We start from the raw sequence: 14,872 nt of genomic DNA, 5'->3' as shown, positions 1-14,872 counted from the left end.
TCACCCCTCCCCTTTCGGCGGCAGCAGGCTCTCGCCGCACAGGTTGCGGGACATGCGCTCCAGCACGTGCAGGCAGGTGGCCAGCTCCTGCTTGTCGACGCCCGCGTACAGCTCGTCGAGCATCCGCTGCCCCCACTCCTCCTGTTCCGGCGACATCCGGGCCGCCGGGGTCACCGCGATCGTGCGGGCGCGCTGGTCCTCCGGCGACGGGGCGGACTCCAGCAGTCCGCGGGCCTCCAGCGCCCTGAGGAGCTTGCTGGTGTTCTGGTGTGTGGTGCCCAGAGCCCGCGCGATGACGCCCACCGAGGGCACGGGCTGCGGGAGGTTGTCCACCACCGCCAGCGCCAGCCACTGCTTGAGGGTGAGGGGCGCGAGCCGGGAGTCGTACTCGCGCTGCATGCGGTTGGCCAGGAGGAGGACGCCGGCGAAGAGCGCCTCACGGGTGTGGTCGGCGGAGGTGTCCATGCCCCAATTGTACAACTGGTTACATATCAGGCGCGTGGCCGTACCACATGTCATACTGTTTTCATGCGACTCGATGCATTCCGACGCCCCTCCTTCGGCCCTCTCGCCTGGACCCTCGTGGCCCTGCAGTGGGCCTTCAGCTACGTCATCTGGACGGTCCCGCACGAGTGGGGTCAGACCATGTACACGAGCTACTACGTCGTCCTGGTGCCGGTGCTGATCTTCGCCACCCTCGTCGCCCTCGCACAGCGCAGGTGGATCCTGGGGATCGTCGCGCTGGTGGCCATCGCCGCCCCCTTCCTCGTCCTGCTTCTCGGCTTCGCCATCTTCGGCTTCTCCCACCCCCAACCCGTGACCGACTGACCCGCCAACGACAGCACCCCCGCACCGGTGGACGGTGCGGGGGTGCTGTGACGACGTGGCGTCGCGAAGCTGTCTTAGGCCTCGGTGACGGTTCCGCCGGCTGCCTCGATCTTCTCGACGGCAGACTTGGAGAACTTGGTCGCGGTGACGTTCAGCTTGACGCCGAGGTCGCCGTTGCCCAGGACCTTCACCGGCTGCTTCGGGCGCACGAGGCCCGCTGCAACGATGTCGGCCACGGTGACGTCGCCACCGTTCGGGAAGGCCTTCTCGAGGTCGACGACGTTGACGACCTGGAAGGTGACCTTGTTCGGGTTCTTGAAGCCCTTGAGCTTCGGCAGACGCATCTGGAGCGGCATCTGGCCACCCTCGAACGCTGCGGAAACCTTGTTGCGGGCCTTGGTGCCCTTGGTGCCGCGGCCGGCAGTCTTGCCGCCCTTGCCACCCTCACCGCGACCGACGCGGTGCTTGGGCTTGTTGGCGCCCTTTGCGGGACGCAGATCGTGGAGCTTGATGATATCGCTCATGGTTCCTACTCCCCTGCCACTTCTTCGACCGTGACCAGGTGGCGGACAACGTGGATCTGACCGCGGACGGCCTCGTTGTCCTGCTTGATCACGGACTGGCGGATCTTCCGCAGGCCGAGGGCCTGCAGATTTGCACGGGTCTTCGGCTTCTCACCGATGTAACCCTTGTCGAGGGTGATCTTCAGTGCCATGGTTTACGCCTCCTGACCTGCGCGTGCGCGCAGCATACGAGCCGGGGCGACCTCCTCGAGGGTCTTACCGCGACGTGCGGCGACCTCCTCGGGGCGGACCAGCTGCTTCAGGCCGGCCACGGTGGCGTGGACGACGTTGATGGCGTTGTCGGAACCCAGGGACTTCGAGAGGATGTCCTGGACACCGGCGCACTCAAGCACCGGGCGGGCTGCGCCACCGGCGATGACACCGGTACCCGGGGCGGCCGGGCGGAGCATGACGATGCCCGCTGCAGCCTCACCCTGGACCGGGTGGGTGATGGTGCCACCGACCATCGGGACGCGGAAGAAGTTCTTGCGAGCCTCTTCTGCACCCTTCTGGATGGCGGCGGGAACTTCCTTGGCCTTGCCGTAGCCGACGCCGACCATGCCCTGGCCGTCGCCGACGATCACGAGAGCGGTGAAGCTGAAGCGACGACCACCCTTGACGACCTTGGAGACACGGTTGATGGTGACGACGCGCTCGATGTACTTGTCGCGCTCGTCCTGCTGCTGGTTGCGACGATCGTCGCGGTCGCGACGGTTGCCGCCGCGGCCCTGGCGCTCGTTGCGCTCGTTGGTGTTGTCGGCGGAGCGTCCGCCGTCACGCCGTTCACGTCCCGGCATTACGCATTCCTTCCGTTGATGTTCTTGATGGAGATGGTCATTAGAACTTCAGACCACCTTCACGAGCGGCATCAGCCAGAGCGGCGATGCGGCCGTGGTACTTGTAGCCCGCACGGTCGAAGACGACCTGCTCGATGCCTGCGGCCTTGGCACGCTCAGCGATGAGCTTGCCGACCTCTGCGCCCTTGGCCTTCTTGTCGCCCTCGAAGGAGCGGATCTCCGGCTCCATGGAGGAGGCGGCGACCAGGGTGTGGCCGGCCAGGTCGTCGATGACCTGGACGTGCAGGTGGCGGGAGCTGCGGTGCACGACCAGACGCGGCGCCTCGGGGGTGCCACGCAGGGTCTTGCGGATACGGAAGTGACGACGTGCGCGAGCCTCGCGACGGCGGGTGGAGATGTCCTTGCCGACCGGGGTGCGCTTGGTGTTCTCAGTGCTCATTGCTTACTTACCCGTCTTTCCGACCTTGCGACGGACCTGCTCACCCTCGTAGCGGATGCCCTTGCCCTTGTAGGGGTCGTCCTTCCGCAGACGACGGATGTTGGCTGCGATCTGTCCGACCTGCTGCTTGTCAATACCCGTGATGGAGAACTTGGTGGTGCCGTCGACCGCGAAGGTGACGCCCTCCGGAGCCTCGATCAGGATCGGGTGGGAGTAGCCCAGGGAGAACTCGAGGTTCTTGCCCTTGGCCTGGACACGGTAACCGACGCCGAAGATCTCCATCTTGATGGTGTAGCCCTCGGTCACGCCGACAACCAGGTTGTTGACGAGGGAGCGGGACAGACCGTGGAGTGCGCGGTTCTGGCGGTGATCGTCCGGACGGGAGACAACGATCTCGTTGTCCTCGACGGCGACGGTGATCGGGGCCGGGACCTCGAAGGACAGGGTGCCCTTCGGGCCCTTGACCTCGACGAGCTGGCCGTTCACCGAGGTGGTGACGCCGGACGGGATGGTGATCGGGTTCTTACCGATACGCGACATTGTTCAAATCCTCCCTGTTACCAGACGTAGGCGAGAACTTCTCCGCCCACACCCTTCTCGGTAGCCTGGCGGTCGGTCAGGAGGCCCTGGGACGTGGAGATGATCGCCACGCCCAGGCCACCGAGGACCTGCGGCAGGTTGGTGGACTTGGCGTACACGCGCAGACCCGGCTTGGAGACGCGGCGGACACCAGCGATGGAACGCTCGCGGGACGGGCCGTACTTCAGCTCGAGGGACAGGGTCTTGCCGACCTTGGCGTCCTCGACGGTGTAGTTGGCGATGTAGCCCTCCTGCTTGAGGATCTCGGCGATGTTCACCTTGATCTTCGAGGACGGCATCGACACGGTGTCGTGGTGCGCATGGTTTGCGTTGCGCACGCGCGACAGCATGTCGGCAATGGGGTCAGTCATGGTCATGTGTTGTGACCGTATACCTTTCTCGTCACGGTTCCGCTCCCACCGAGGGGCGTTAACAGGGTGTTCCGTCGGGCCACTTGACGCTCCCGCAGACTCAGTAGTCTGGGGCGCTCGCTGCCGCTTTTCACCCGGTCGCCACAGATTGGCGGGGGGCCTGCAACAAAGTTGGGATGTTCAGTTCTTGGATTGGCCGGCGTTCCCTCACGGGAACACAAGTCCAGCGGTCAAGACTACAGGTCCGCGCCCCGGATACCAAAATCCCTCCGGATTCTCACCTCGTCCGGGCGTCACAGCACACCCCGGCGCACCCCCACCGCTTCCCGCAATCCCCCCGACACAAAGCTATCCCCGGCAAAACTGCAGGTCAGAGTGATAATACCTCTATACAATTGATTGACGGCCTCAGGCGATGGTCCTAAAATTGTAGTGACGTTACACCGACCACCGTCCCGGGAACCACGGGGCTCCAGCCCCTGCCGGTCCGGGCCCGCGTTGCACGCCCGCTGCCGGGCCCCGACCGACACAGCGAAGGAGGTAGTCCCATGAACATCCTCATCACTGGTGTCCAGGGCCCGGCCGGTGAAGCCCTCCTCGCCCAGTTCGCGGAGGCACGCCACAGCCACCACCGCATCATCGGGGTCGACACGGAACCCGTCGACCACCCCGCCCTCCACGCCGCCGAACAGGTGCCGGCGGCCAGCGACCCGGACCTGATCGACAACCTCAGCGACCTCGTCCGGCGCCACGACGTCGACGTGATCATCCCCACCGTCCAGGAGGAGCTCCCGGCCCTGGCCCGGGCCGCCCGGGAGTGTCGTTTCTACCCGGCCCGGGTCGTGGTCCCGGAGCCCGCTGACGTGGAGGTCTCCTGCGACAGGTACCGCACCATGCTGCTCCTGGAGGAGAGCTGGGTCCCCATCCCCCGTTTCACCCGTCCGGAGTTCCACCAGGATCCGGCCACCATGGTGGAGGCGGTCGGTGACCGCGCCGTCATCCAGCCCCGGGAGTGCCGCGGTCCCCGCTGGGTACGGGAGATCCACCCGGGCCTGATGGCGGAGTCCGAGTGGGCGGACGTCGGCGAGAACGTCCTCCTCCAGGAGTTCGCACCGGGGCAGGAGTTCGCCCCGATGGTCTACCTCCCCCCCCCCAGGGGACAAACCGCCGACAGTGGTCGTCGTCGAGAAGCTCGGCGGAGAGGACGGCAGTGGGCGCGAGGTCCAGCGCCTCCCCGCGGACGAGCACCCGGAGGTCGGCCGGATCGCCCTGGGGGCGGCCCGGGCGCTCGGGCTGCGGGGCCCCGTCAACGTCAGTCTCCGCTGCCTGGCCGACGGACGCCCCGTGGTCCTCTCGGTCAACGCCCGCTTCGGCGCGCACAGCGCCCTGGCGCCGGAGATCCTCGACGCCCTCCTGGAGGACCTCACCGCGGACCTCGAGCCGGGGCTCTCCCCTGACTTGGGTTGCCGTTAGCCCGGACGTCCCGGAGTCGCGGGAGACCTCACCGGCGCCTCCGCGTCCGCCTCCCCACCCGCCAGCCAGGCGTAGACCCCTCCGATGAGCAGTCCCCCGCCGATGAGGTTGCCCAGCCACACGACGGACCAGTTGAGGGCCACCGCCGGGGCGGACAGCACGGACGGCACCGAGAACAACGCCAGACTGAACAGGGAGAAATTGGCCACGACGTGCTCCAGCCCCAGCCCGACGAAGATGGCGATGAGCGGCACGATGCTGAAGAACTTGGCGGTGATGTCCGGGGTCCGCAGGGCCGCGAGGATGCCCATGTTCACCACGAAGTTCGCCAGGATCGCCTCCACCAGCGCCGGCCCCTTCACCAGCTTGCCCGCGGTGAGGACACCCAGCAGGTGGTCCGGTGTCAGGCCCGAGAACTTCGCCGCCTGCCCCAGCGCCAGCCCCACCAGCAGGGCGCCGACCAGGTTGAACACGGTGCACACCACCAGCAGCCACAGGGCCTTCGGCACGGACACCAGGCGGGCGACCACCCCGTAGGACATGGACATCATGTTGCCCGTCACCAGCTCGGAGTCCAGCACCACGATGGAGAACAGTCCCAGGCCGAAGAGCAGGGCGAAGACGACGCCCCCGAGCCCGGGGGCCAGGACCTCGACCGCGTTGCCGGCCACCACCGCGAAAGCGGTGCCGAGGGTGAGGTAGACGCCCGCCAGGATGGAGCGGACGGCGAAGCGGGGGAGGTCGGCGTCGAAAAGCGCGACCTTCGCGGTGATCGCGGCAGTCGCGCTGGAGTGGATCGGCTGCATACCCGCCATTGAACCAGCCCCTCCCCCGGCAACGACGAACGCCCCCTTCCCACGAGGGGAAGGGGGCGTCGGGAAGAAGTGGTTACTTCTTGAACGGGAAGCCGAGCTCGCGGAGCAGAGCACGACCCTCGTCGTTGTTGGTCGCGGTGGTGACGACGGTGATGTCCATACCACGCGGGCGGTCGACCTTGTCGACGTCGATCTCGTAGAACATGGTCTGCTCGGTGAGGCCGAAGGTGTAGTTGCCGTGGCCGTCGAACTGCTGGTCGGAGAGACCGCGGAAGTCACGGATACGCGGGAGGGCGACGGTCAGCAGACGGTCGAGGAACTCCCACATACGGTCGCCACGCAGGGTGACGCGGGCACCGATCGGCATGCCCTCGCGGAGCTTGAAGTTCGCGATGGACTGCTTGGCGCGACGCAGCTGCGGCTTCTGACCGGTGATGAGGGTCAGGTCCTCGAGTGCGCCGTTGATCAGCTTGGAGTCACGGGCAGCCTCGCCGACGCCCATGTTGACGACGACCTTCTCGACGCCCGGGATCTGCATGACGTTGTCGTAGGAGAACTCCTCACCGAGCTTGGTGCGGATCTCCTCACGGTAACGGGTCTTCAGACGGGGGGTGTAGTTCTCGCTCATGCCTAGATGTCCTTCCCGTTACGACGCGAGACACGGACCTTCTTGCCGTTCTCGTCGAAGCGGTAGCCGACGCGGGTCGGGTTGCCGTCGGAGTCCAGGACCATCACGTTGGAGACGTGGATCGGGGCCTCCTGGGTGACGATGCCGCCGGACTGTGCGCCACGCTCCTGGGAGGAGTCGGCGACGTGCTTCTTGATGCGGTTGACGCCCTCGACGAGAACCTTCTCGGTCTGCGGGAACGCCTGGATGACCTTGCCCTTGGCACCCTTGTCGGGGCCAGAGATGACGAGGACCATATCGCCCTTGTGAATCTTCAACTAGATCACCTCCGGAGCCAGGGACACGATCTTCATGAACTTCTTGTCGCGCAGCTCGCGGGCGACAGGGCCGAAGATACGGGTACCACGGGGCTCGTTGTCGGGCTTGATGATGACGGCAGCGTTCTCATCAAAGCGGATGTAGGAGCCGTCGGTGCGACGGGTCTCCTTCTTGGCGCGGACGATGACGGCCTTGACGATCTCGCCGGCCTTCACGTTGCCGCCCGGGGCGGCCTCCTTGACAGTGGCGACGATGACGTCGCCAATGCCAGCAAAGCGTCGACCGGAACCGCCGAGCACGCGGATGCACAGAATTTCACGTGCACCGGTGTTGTCGGCGACCTTGAGACGCGATTCCTGCTGGATCACGATGGGTCTCCTTGACCTGGATTGACGTGCGTCAGATTTCCGGCCTGAACGCACCTGGTCTATGTCTTGCAGTTTTCCGCGCTTATCGACGAACCCCTGTTCAGGGTCGAAGGGTCTCGGCGTCGCGTCCGGAAAAGCACACGTCGCCGACCAGCACGGTCAACCCGGATATTCAACCATAGGGGCAGGTGGGAATCCAAATCACCGCTTCTCGAGGATCGCCCGCCACGCCTCCTCCTCCGGGCTCTCCGCGGGGTGCTCCCAGGCTCCCCCGACGACGGTCTTCAGCGTCATGCCGTCGACCCGCGCGAAGGCCCACGTCCCCCGGTCCAGGGAACGCAGTCGCCCGGCGAGCGTCGGCAGCAGGTCGGCGTGGCCGTCCTCCACCGTCATCCTCACGCTCACACCCAGCCGCTCCGTCCTCATGTCGCGGGCCACCTGCTCGCTCTGCCGGAGAAGCTCGAGCAGTCTCTCCAGATCCTCCGGCGTGGCCCGCTACCCCGAGACCGTGACGTGCGGGGCGGTCCCCAGTCCGCCGATGGAACGGGCCAGGAAGCGGACCTCCCCGTCCAGCCCCTGTTCAGCGGCGTTGTGCTGCATCCTCTCCACGGCGGGGCCGGCATCGGGCAGGAGTCCGCAGGCGGCCGTCACCGCCAGTCCGTCGAGGGCGACGAGGCCGGTGACGGTATTGCGCAGGCTGCGGAACATGGCCCCAGTCAAGCACAGAACCGCGCGGTCCGGGTGGCGGGAGTTCGGGCCAACCTGAGTGAATTCTGAAAGAATGTGACTGTGACCGAAACAACCCTGGAGTCCGTCGGCAGGCTGCGTGACGCGGTGGCCGCCACGGAGTTCTCCACCAACCCGACAGCAGAGGCGGAGGCCCGCGCCGTCGTCGCCCAGATCGACGACTACATCCTGCCCCGCCTGGCCCACATCGACGCCCCGCTGCTGGCGGTGGTCGGTGGCTCCACCGGATCCGGCAAGTCGACGCTGGTCAACGCCCTCGTCGGCAGGCAGGTGTCCACCTCGGGAGTCATCCGCCCCACCACCCGGCAGCCGGTGCTGGTGAGCCACCCCTCCGACTCCGCCTGGTTCCACTCCACCCGGGTCCTCCCGGGCCTGGCCCGGGAACAGGGCGAACCCGGCGCGAACCCCTCGGCGACGTCGCTGCGCCTGGTGAGCACCGAGTCGATCAGCCCCGGGCTGGCGCTTCTCGACGCCCCCGACTTCGACTCCATCGACGACCGTAACCGCGCCCTCGCCTCCCAGCTGCTGGCCGCGGCCGACCTGTGGGTGTTCGTGACCACGCCCTCGCGCTACGCCGACCAGCTGGTGTGGAACTTCCTGCACGACGCCGCCGGGCGGGACATCGAGGTCATCGTGGTGCTCAACCGCGTGGACGAGGACGCGCTGGCCACCGTGCCCGATGATCTGCGCCGCATGATGACGGAGGCGGGCCTCGGCGACGCCACCATGTTCACGGTGCCGGACGCCGGCCAGGTGGAGGATCTGCTGCCCGCCGCCCTGGTCAATCCCCTGCGCACCCACCTCGACCACCTCGCCGCGGACGCCGCGGCCCGCCGCACCATGGCCGCGAAGACGGTGCTCGGCGCCCTGGGCAGCGTGAACAAGCGGGTGGAGGCGCTGGCGGACACCCGGCAGCGGCAGGAGGAGTTCGCCGGGATGCTCGGCGACGCCCTCGACGAGACCTACGCCTCCGCGCGTCGTCACGTCATCGACGCGACCTCCGACGGCAACCTGCTGCGGCAGGAGGTGCTGCAGCGCTGGCAGGACTTCGTGGGCACCTCGGACGCCTTCCGCACCATCGAGCGCTGGTACTCGGCGGCGCTGGACGCGATCGGCAGCTTCTTCACCGGCCGTCCCGCCCCGGTGCGGGAGGTGGAGACGGAGATCGAGGCCGGCCTCCACGCCGTCATCGTCGACGCCGCCGAGACCGCCGCCACCCGCAGCTGGTCCCACCTCGGCTCCGTCGCCCCGGAGCTGCGCGCCGCCGCCCACCCGGGTCTGGCCCACGCCAGCCCGGGCATCGACGAGATCGCCGCGCGGCTGGTCCGTGACTGGCAGGCCGGGCTCGTCGAGACGATCCAGTCCACCGCCGGCGACAAGCGCATGAAGGCCCGCATCATGTCCCTGGGCCTCAACGTGGTCACCGTGGCGCTGATGCTCATCGTCTTCGCCTCCACCGCCGGGCTCACCGGCGGCGAGATCGCCATCGCCGGTGGTTCCGCGGTCGTCGGCCAGAAACTCCTGGAGACGGTGTTCGGTGAGGAGGCGGTGCGCCGCATGGCCGCCCGCGCCCGCGAGGACCTCGACGAGCGCACCACCGCGCTGCTCGACGCCGAGCGTGCCCGCTACTGGGACATCACCGACGAGCTCACCGCCGGCACCTCCGCCGGGGAGCTTCTCGACGCCGCCGCCTCCGCCGAACGCGATGTCCGCACCCAGACGGGAGAAGCCTGATGTTCCGGAAGAAACTGAGCCTCACCGAACGCCTGGAGGCCCTGCGGGAGGCCACCGACCTGGGCGAGGGCCTCGTCTCCCCCGCCGAGCACGCCGCCCTGGCCCGGGTGGCGGACGCCGCCGCGGAACGACGCGCACTGTCCGGCGAGCACACCGTCGTCGGCTTCTTCGGCGCCACCGGCTCCGGCAAGACCTCCCTGTTCAACGCGGTGGTGGGCGAGGACCTGGGCAAGACCGCCGCCCGCCGTCCCACCACCTCCTCCCCGCTGGCGGCGGTGTGGGACCCCGCGGGTTCCGAAGAGCTGCTGGACTGGCTGCAGGTCGAGGACCGCCGCAACCGCACCGGCGACTTCGCGCCCGGCGCGGGCCCCGTGATCCTGCTGGACCTGCCGGACTTCGACTCGGTGGAGCCGGAGCACCGGGCCATCGCCACCCGCCTGGCCGGCCAGGTCGACGTGCTGGTGTGGGTGACCGACCCGGAAAAGTACGCCGACTCGATCATCCACGACCACTTCATCCGCCCGCACGCCTCGCACAGCTCGGTCACCCTCGCGGTGCTCAACAAGTCCGACCGCCTCACCGCGGAGGATGCCCGCCGCGTCTCCGCCTCCCTGGAGCAGCTGCTCGTCGACGACGGTCTGAAGAAGGTCAGCGTCATCCGCACCTCCGCCCGGGACGGTTCCGGCATCGACGACCTGCGGAAGGCGATCGCGAAGGTCGCCTCCGCACACTCCGCACAGCAGGCCCGCATCGAGGCGGACCTGCGGACGGTGACGGCCCCGTTCGTCGGCAGGCAGTCGTTGAAGGAACCCACCGCGACGGACAAGCGGCGCCTCGACGACCATCTCGCGGAGGCCGCCGGCGCGGACCGCCTCGCCGCCGCGACCGCCGCGGCGTACCGCAAACGGCTCGGACAGAAGACGGGCTGGCTGCTCACCTCCTGGCTGCTGCGGCTGCGCGCCGACCCCCTCAAGCGGCTGGGTCTGCGGGAGGACGCCGACGAGACCGGCGTACACCGTTCCTCGATCCCGCAGCTCGACGCCTCCGGCCGGGCTGTGGCCAACCGGGGTGTACGTGGTTACGCCCAGGCGGTGTCCGCCGGACTGCCGGACCGCTGGGCGTCGGCGGTGGTGGACCAGACGGAGCAGATCGTCGACTCGCTGCCCGAGGACCTCGACCGCGCCGCGGCACGCACGAAGCTGCCCGCCCAGCCCTCGCGGGCCTGGGGGCTGTTCACCGTGGTCCAGTGGCTGGCGCTCGTCGCCGCGCTGGTGGGCATCGGCTGGTACCTGCTCGCCGCCTTCCTGCCCGGGGTGCTCTACCCCTTCATGGACGAGATCATCCCCGACATCGAGGGCTGGCCGATCCCGACGCTGCTCATCGTCGGCGGGTTGCTGCTCGGCATCGTGCTGGGCATGTTCACCGGGGTTTTCGGCCTGGCGATCGGCTCCGGCGTGAAACACCGGACCCGGCGCGCCCTGCGCAGGGAGGTGGCGTCCATCTCCCAGGAGAAGGTCGTCGAACCGCTCCTCGCGGTGCGCGCCCGCTACCTCGAGTTCCTGGACGCCATCCGGCGGGCGGCCGGGAACGCCGGGAACTAGGAGCGGGGCGCAGGCCCACCCCGGAGGGCGGGACGGCCTACTCGTAGCGCAGCGCCTCGATGGGGTCGAGCTTGGCGGCCTTGTTCGCCGGGTAGTAGCCGAAGAACAGGCCGATGCCGAGGGCGAAGAGCAGGGAGACGATGACGACCGCCACCGGGGGCAGCACGAACTGACCCAGCAGTTTCGCGCCCACCATGCCCAGTCCACCGCCGAGCACCACACCGATGACGCCGCCGATGAGGCACACGATCATCGCCTCGACGACGAACTGGGTGCGGATGTGCCGGCGTGTGGCGCCCAGTGCCTTGCGCACACCGATCTCCCGGGTCCTCTCGGTCACGGTGATGAGCATGATGTTCATGACACCGATGCCGCCGACGAGGAGCGAGATGCCGCCGATGGCGGAGATCGCGACACTCATCATGTTCATCGTCTGGTTGAGCTGCTCGACCTCCTTCTTCATGTCCAGCACCTTGGCGCGGTAGTCGGGGTTGTCGTCGTAGCGGACGTCGGCCCACGCCTGGATGTCCCGTTTGAGGGACTCCACCTCCACGTCCGGCGCCACGCGCAGCCGCACGGAGTCGACGTTGCCGGTCGCCTTGGTGGAGATACGCGACTCCAACGGGTAGGGCGCGTACACCAGCGCCTCCTCCATGGAGCCGACGAGGACGGACTGCTGCCCGGCCGGCGCGTACGCCCCGACCACCTGGAGGGAGAGGTACTGTCCGTCGATCTCCACGTCGAGGTCCTGGCCGATGGCCTGCTGCGGGGAACCGTTGAAGAACCTCTGGACGATCTCCGGCGAGATGACCGCCACCGCCCGGTCACCGGCCACATCATCGGCCGAGAGGAGACGCCCCGCCGACAGCGTGTGGTTGTTCATGCTCACGGCGTCGGCGTTGACGTAGCTCACCCGCGCCTGCCCGGTGGCCAGCCCCCGGGTGAGCTTGCCCGTGTGGCTGCCCGCCTCAAGGGAGACGCCGCTGACGCGGTCCGCGAAGCGGCGGGACAGTTCGTCGACCATGTCGGGCGTGATCTGCGCGGAGGGTTCGACGGTGACGGCGGAGAACACCGGTCCGGCCGACTCCTGATCCTCGTCACGGGACTGGACCTGCAGGGTGATGTCGTTGACGCCGAACTGCTCGAGACTCTTCATCGTCTGGGTCTGCATCGCCTTGCCCAGGGTCATGATGGCGATGACGGCGGCGATGCCGATGATGACGCCGAGCAGCGTGAGCATCGAACGCATCTTGTTCGTGCGGAGGCTGCCCAGGGCGAGCCCCACGGATTCCCAGATGCTCATGCGATGAGTCCGTCCCTCATGGTGATGATCCTCCCGGTCTCCTCGGCGAGTTCCGGGTTGTGGGTGATGAACATGATGGTCATGCCGTGGTCCCGGTGGAGTTCGTGGAAGAGGTCCATGACCAGGCGTCCGGTCGCGGAGTCGAGGGCACCGGTCGGTTCGTCGGCGAGCAGCAGGTCAGGTGAGTTCGCCAGGGAACGGGCGATGGCGACGCGCTGCTTCTGTCCACCCGACAGTTCGTTGGGCAGGTGCCCGGTCCGGTCCCCCATGCCCACCAGCTCAAGCAGTTCCCGGGCCCGCTCCTGCCGCTCCCGCGCGGGGACGCCTGCGTACATCATGGGCATCTCGACGTTGCGGAGGGCGTCGATACGCCCGATGAGGTTGAAGTTCTGGAACACGAAGCCGATCTTCTGGCTGCGGAACCGGGCCAGCTGGTCGTCCGAGATGCCGAGGACGTCGGTCCCGGCGAGGCTGTACGTGCCCGAGGTCGGCCGGTCGAGCAGGCCGATGATGTTCATGAGCGTGGACTTGCCGGAGCCGGAGGCGCCGATGACGGACACGAACTCGCCCTCCTCGACGGTGACGTCGCAGCCGTGGAGGATCGTGATCTCCGCCGGGGTGCCGATGTTGAAGGTCTTGACGATGTCCCGCATCTCGATGAGTGCGGTCACTGATCGGCCTGCTTCTCGACGTTCACCCGCTGGCCCACCGAGTCCCGGTGATTCGCCGCCTGGTTGAGCACCAGGTCACCGGCCTCCACGCCGCTGACGGAGGCCTCGAGGTCGGTGAGGATGCCGATGGTCACCGGCACCTTCGTCACCTCGTGCCCACCGTCGACCGGACGCAGTACGAGGACGTGGTGGCTGCCGTTGTCGTCGAGAAGCGCCTCCCGTGGCACGGCCAGCCCCTTCGTCTCCTTGTCGGTGACGATCTGCACCTTCGCGCTGCCACCGATCCGCAGACCCTCCACGTCACCGGTCACCTCGATCTCCACCGGAAACTCGGGGCGCGGGGACTGCCCGCCGGACTCACCGGCGCCGGCCGCGGGGGCCTGGGCGACCGGCGACACGCTGAGCACGCGGCCGGTGTACCTCTTCGTCCCCGTGCCGGGGGTGGTGAAGGTGACCTCGTCACCGACGGAGATCTTCGCGGCGTCGATCTCCTTCACGTTCGAACGCAGAATGAGGCGCTCGGGGTCGGCGATGGTGAACAGCGGTCCGGTGGCGGCCGTCCCCTGCTTCGCCCCCACCGCGGTGACCACCCCCGCCATCGGGGCCCGCGCCTCCCGCGCGGAGATGTCCACGCGCAGGCGGCTCACGGACTGGCCGGCGGCCGACTGCGCTGCCGCCATGCCCCGCCAGGCCTGGTCCACGGCGGCGGCACTGGTGTCGAGCTGCTGCTGGACACCGAGTTTCGTCGCCTCCAGGGCGACGGCCGCCTCGGTCCGGGCGGCGAAGGCCTGGGCGACGGCCCGCTGCTGGTTGGCCAGCTCCTGGTCGAGGCGGCGCAGGGTGAGGTCGTAGCTCTCCTGCGCCGTGGTGAGGGACTTGTCGGCGCTGTCGTAGCGGTGGTCCGCCTGCAGTTCACCGAGGATCGGGGAGACGGCGTCGGCGTCGGCGGCGAGGGCGGTGTTGACGGTGGCCATGCCGGCCCGCGCGGCGTCCAGGGCCGCCGAGTAGACGTCCCGTCGGGCATTGTCGACGGCGGTCGCCTGCGAGTGCAGCTCAGCCTCCGCCCCCTGTTCGACGTTGGCGCGCTTCACCGCGAAGGCCTCCTCGGCCTCCGTGTACTGGGACTCCGCCTGCCTCAGGGCCGCCTCGGCCGCGGTGATCTGCGGATTGAGTCCCTGATTCACCGAGTCCTGCAGGTGCTGGTGCTGCAGCTGGGCGTTCTCGACGGCGGAGAGGTTCGCGGCGTCGGTGGCCAGCTGCTGGGAGAGCTGGGTGTCGATCTCCTTCTGCACCCCCGAGACGTCGATCTCCGCGAGGACCTGCCCCTCCTGCACCCGATCGCCGACACGCACGTGCAGGGCCTCCACCGCACCGCTGAGGTGCGTCGACAGCGCCACAGAGTGCCGGGACTCGACCGTGGCGGTCACCGGCACCGTCGAGACCACCTCCCGGGGCCGCAGCTCCGTGACCTCGTTCGCGGCCAGCACCGGGCCCGCCCCGGGGCGCAGGATCCCCCAGGCGGCTGCGCCGAGGGCCAGCAGCAGGACCACGCCGAGGGCCAGCAGTACACGACGGTCAGAGAGACGGGAGAAGGTAAGACTTTTCACAGCAACTAGTGTAACGGCCTATGACTCCCA

At 68.3% G+C, this 14,872-nt stretch carries 20 protein-coding genes and 1 pseudogene; 5 read left to right on the top strand and 16 right to left on the bottom strand.

Annotated elements, in window-relative coordinates:
* A complete protein-coding gene (locus tag B842_RS01970; RefSeq protein ID WP_040084881.1) occupies positions 1-465 on the bottom strand; it encodes a MarR family winged helix-turn-helix transcriptional regulator in 465 nt (154 codons plus the stop codon).
* 63 nt (positions 466-528) lie between these two features.
* Here B842_RS01970 and B842_RS01965 point away from each other — a divergent pair, with 63 nt between their 5' ends.
* Positions 529-828: a hypothetical protein gene (locus B842_RS01965; RefSeq protein ID WP_040084880.1), complete on the top strand. Its 300-nt coding sequence runs from the start codon at positions 529-531 to the stop codon at positions 826-828.
* A gap of 74 nt (positions 829-902) precedes the next feature.
* Here the strand turns inward: B842_RS01965 and rplO are convergent, their stop codons facing one another.
* Genes rplO through rpsH form a run of 6 tightly spaced genes read right to left on the bottom strand, consistent with a single transcriptional unit; the run spans position 903 to position 3,583 of the window.
* Positions 903-1,352: a 50S ribosomal protein L15 gene (rplO, locus tag B842_RS01960; RefSeq protein WP_040084879.1), complete on the bottom strand. Its 450-nt coding sequence runs from the start codon at positions 1,350-1,352 to the stop codon at positions 903-905.
* A 5-nt stretch (positions 1,353-1,357) separates the two neighbouring features.
* Positions 1,358-1,543, bottom strand: coding sequence for a 50S ribosomal protein L30 (gene rpmD / locus B842_RS01955; protein WP_040084878.1), 186 nt, complete (start codon positions 1,541-1,543; stop codon positions 1,358-1,360).
* A 3-nt stretch (positions 1,544-1,546) separates the two neighbouring features.
* On the bottom strand, positions 1,547-2,188 hold the full coding sequence (gene rpsE, locus B842_RS01950; protein WP_040084876.1) for a 30S ribosomal protein S5: 642 nt from the start codon (positions 2,186-2,188) through the stop codon (positions 1,547-1,549).
* Positions 2,189-2,228: 40 nt separating this feature from the next.
* Positions 2,229-2,627, bottom strand: a complete 399-nt coding sequence (gene rplR, locus B842_RS01945) for a 50S ribosomal protein L18 (protein ID WP_040084875.1) — start codon at positions 2,625-2,627, stop codon at positions 2,229-2,231.
* A gap of 3 nt (positions 2,628-2,630) precedes the next feature.
* Positions 2,631-3,167, bottom strand: coding sequence for a 50S ribosomal protein L6 (gene rplF / locus B842_RS01940; RefSeq protein ID WP_040084873.1), 537 nt, complete (start codon positions 3,165-3,167; stop codon positions 2,631-2,633).
* A gap of 17 nt (positions 3,168-3,184) precedes the next feature.
* Positions 3,185-3,583 (bottom strand): 30S ribosomal protein S8, encoded by a 399-nt coding sequence (rpsH, locus tag B842_RS01935; protein WP_040084872.1) that lies wholly within the window; start codon positions 3,581-3,583, stop codon positions 3,185-3,187.
* A 542-nt stretch (positions 3,584-4,125) separates the two neighbouring features.
* Between rpsH and B842_RS14125 the strand changes: the two are divergent.
* Positions 4,126-4,383 (top strand): annotated as a pseudogene (locus B842_RS14125) (NAD-dependent epimerase/dehydratase family protein); the annotation flags it as partial.
* Between the two features lie 367 nt (positions 4,384-4,750).
* Positions 4,751-5,050, top strand: coding sequence for an ATP-grasp domain-containing protein (locus B842_RS13055; RefSeq protein ID WP_052437678.1), 300 nt, complete (start codon positions 4,751-4,753; stop codon positions 5,048-5,050).
* Here the strand turns inward: B842_RS13055 and B842_RS01925 are convergent.
* The 6 genes from B842_RS01925 to B842_RS01900 form a co-directional block, all read right to left on the bottom strand.
* Positions 5,047-5,865, bottom strand: a complete 819-nt coding sequence (locus tag B842_RS01925; protein WP_245631335.1) for a formate/nitrite transporter family protein — start codon at positions 5,863-5,865, stop codon at positions 5,047-5,049. The two genes, B842_RS13055 and B842_RS01925, sit on opposite strands and share 4 nt — an antisense overlap.
* Before the next feature lie 73 nt (positions 5,866-5,938).
* Entirely contained in the window at positions 5,939-6,493 is a 555-nt protein-coding gene (rplE, locus tag B842_RS01920) for a 50S ribosomal protein L5 (protein WP_040084871.1), read from the bottom strand.
* A gap of 2 nt (positions 6,494-6,495) precedes the next feature.
* Entirely contained in the window at positions 6,496-6,810 is a 315-nt protein-coding gene (gene rplX / locus B842_RS01915) for a 50S ribosomal protein L24 (RefSeq protein ID WP_040084870.1), read from the bottom strand.
* The gene (gene rplN, locus B842_RS01910) at positions 6,811-7,179 is read right to left on the bottom strand and encodes a 50S ribosomal protein L14 (RefSeq protein ID WP_040084869.1); all 369 of its coding nucleotides are present in this window, start codon (positions 7,177-7,179) and stop codon (positions 6,811-6,813) included.
* A 201-nt stretch (positions 7,180-7,380) separates the two neighbouring features.
* Complete coding sequence (locus B842_RS01905; RefSeq protein ID WP_040084867.1) at positions 7,381-7,605, bottom strand: hypothetical protein; 225 nt, start codon at positions 7,603-7,605, stop codon at positions 7,381-7,383.
* Positions 7,606-7,674: 69 nt separating this feature from the next.
* Entirely contained in the window at positions 7,675-7,887 is a 213-nt protein-coding gene (locus B842_RS01900) for a hypothetical protein (RefSeq protein ID WP_040084865.1), read from the bottom strand.
* A gap of 81 nt (positions 7,888-7,968) precedes the next feature.
* On the opposite strand from B842_RS01900, the gene B842_RS01895 reads away from it, so the two are divergent.
* Together B842_RS01895 and B842_RS01890 are read left to right on the top strand one after the other, a co-directional pair.
* On the top strand, positions 7,969-9,660 hold the full coding sequence (locus B842_RS01895) for a dynamin family protein (RefSeq protein ID WP_040084864.1): 1,692 nt from the start codon (positions 7,969-7,971) through the stop codon (positions 9,658-9,660).
* On the top strand, positions 9,660-11,261 hold the full coding sequence (locus B842_RS01890) for a GTPase family protein (RefSeq protein WP_040084862.1): 1,602 nt from the start codon (positions 9,660-9,662) through the stop codon (positions 11,259-11,261). Before B842_RS01895 ends, B842_RS01890 begins: the two co-directional genes overlap by 1 nt.
* Positions 11,262-11,298: 37 nt before the next feature.
* Here the strand turns inward: B842_RS01890 and B842_RS01885 are convergent, their stop codons facing one another.
* The 3 genes from B842_RS01885 to B842_RS01875 are packed head-to-tail and all read right to left on the bottom strand — an operon-like array spanning position 11,299 to position 14,842.
* Positions 11,299-12,564 (bottom strand): ABC transporter permease, encoded by a 1,266-nt coding sequence (locus B842_RS01885; protein WP_040084860.1) that lies wholly within the window; start codon positions 12,562-12,564, stop codon positions 11,299-11,301.
* Positions 12,561-13,217, bottom strand: coding sequence for an ABC transporter ATP-binding protein (locus B842_RS01880; RefSeq protein ID WP_061241406.1), 657 nt, complete (start codon positions 13,215-13,217; stop codon positions 12,561-12,563). The genes B842_RS01885 and B842_RS01880 overlap by 4 nt, the downstream gene beginning before the upstream one ends.
* A 14-nt stretch (positions 13,218-13,231) precedes the next feature.
* Positions 13,232-14,842 (bottom strand): efflux RND transporter periplasmic adaptor subunit, encoded by a 1,611-nt coding sequence (locus B842_RS01875; RefSeq protein WP_082028336.1) that lies wholly within the window; start codon positions 14,840-14,842, stop codon positions 13,232-13,234.
* Between the last annotated feature and the right edge of the window lie 30 nt (positions 14,843-14,872).

Origin of the sequence: Corynebacterium humireducens NBRC 106098 = DSM 45392, from assembly GCF_000819445.1 — a bacterium.
GTDB classification, from domain to species: Bacteria; Actinomycetota; Actinomycetes; order Mycobacteriales; family Mycobacteriaceae; genus Corynebacterium; species Corynebacterium humireducens.
This window is presented reverse-complemented; position numbering and strand designations above follow the sequence as displayed.

What these genes read in the sequence shown, in the direction of transcription:
- B842_RS01970 (WP_040084881.1), bottom strand. Translation starts at nt 465, where the DNA reads ATGGACACCTCCGCCGACCACACCCGTGAGGCGCTCTTCGCCGGCGTC.
- B842_RS01965 (WP_040084880.1), top strand. Translation starts at nt 529, where the DNA reads ATGCGACTCGATGCATTCCGACGCCCCTCCTTCGGCCCTCTCGCCTGG.
- rplO (WP_040084879.1), bottom strand. Translation starts at nt 1,352, where the DNA reads ATGAGCGATATCATCAAGCTCCACGATCTGCGTCCCGCAAAGGGCGCC.
- rpmD (WP_040084878.1), bottom strand. Translation starts at nt 1,543, where the DNA reads ATGGCACTGAAGATCACCCTCGACAAGGGTTACATCGGTGAGAAGCCG.
- rpsE (WP_040084876.1), bottom strand. Translation starts at nt 2,188, where the DNA reads ATGCCGGGACGTGAACGGCGTGACGGCGGACGCTCCGCCGACAACACC.
- rplR (WP_040084875.1), bottom strand. Translation starts at nt 2,627, where the DNA reads ATGAGCACTGAGAACACCAAGCGCACCCCGGTCGGCAAGGACATCTCC.
- rplF (WP_040084873.1), bottom strand. Translation starts at nt 3,167, where the DNA reads ATGTCGCGTATCGGTAAGAACCCGATCACCATCCCGTCCGGCGTCACC.
- rpsH (WP_040084872.1), bottom strand. Translation starts at nt 3,583, where the DNA reads ATGACCATGACTGACCCCATTGCCGACATGCTGTCGCGCGTGCGCAAC.
- B842_RS01925 (WP_245631335.1), bottom strand. Translation starts at nt 5,865, where the DNA reads ATGGCGGGTATGCAGCCGATCCACTCCAGCGCGACTGCCGCGATCACC.
- rplE (WP_040084871.1), bottom strand. Translation starts at nt 6,493, where the DNA reads ATGAGCGAGAACTACACCCCCCGTCTGAAGACCCGTTACCGTGAGGAG.
- B842_RS01905 (WP_040084867.1), bottom strand. Translation starts at nt 7,605, where the DNA reads ATGAGGACGGAGCGGCTGGGTGTGAGCGTGAGGATGACGGTGGAGGAC.
- B842_RS01900 (WP_040084865.1), bottom strand. Translation starts at nt 7,887, where the DNA reads ATGTTCCGCAGCCTGCGCAATACCGTCACCGGCCTCGTCGCCCTCGAC.
- B842_RS01890 (WP_040084862.1), top strand. Translation starts at nt 9,660, where the DNA reads ATGTTCCGGAAGAAACTGAGCCTCACCGAACGCCTGGAGGCCCTGCGG.
- B842_RS01885 (WP_040084860.1), bottom strand. Translation starts at nt 12,564, where the DNA reads ATGAGCATCTGGGAATCCGTGGGGCTCGCCCTGGGCAGCCTCCGCACG.
- B842_RS01880 (WP_061241406.1), bottom strand. Translation starts at nt 13,217, where the DNA reads ATGCGGGACATCGTCAAGACCTTCAACATCGGCACCCCGGCGGAGATC.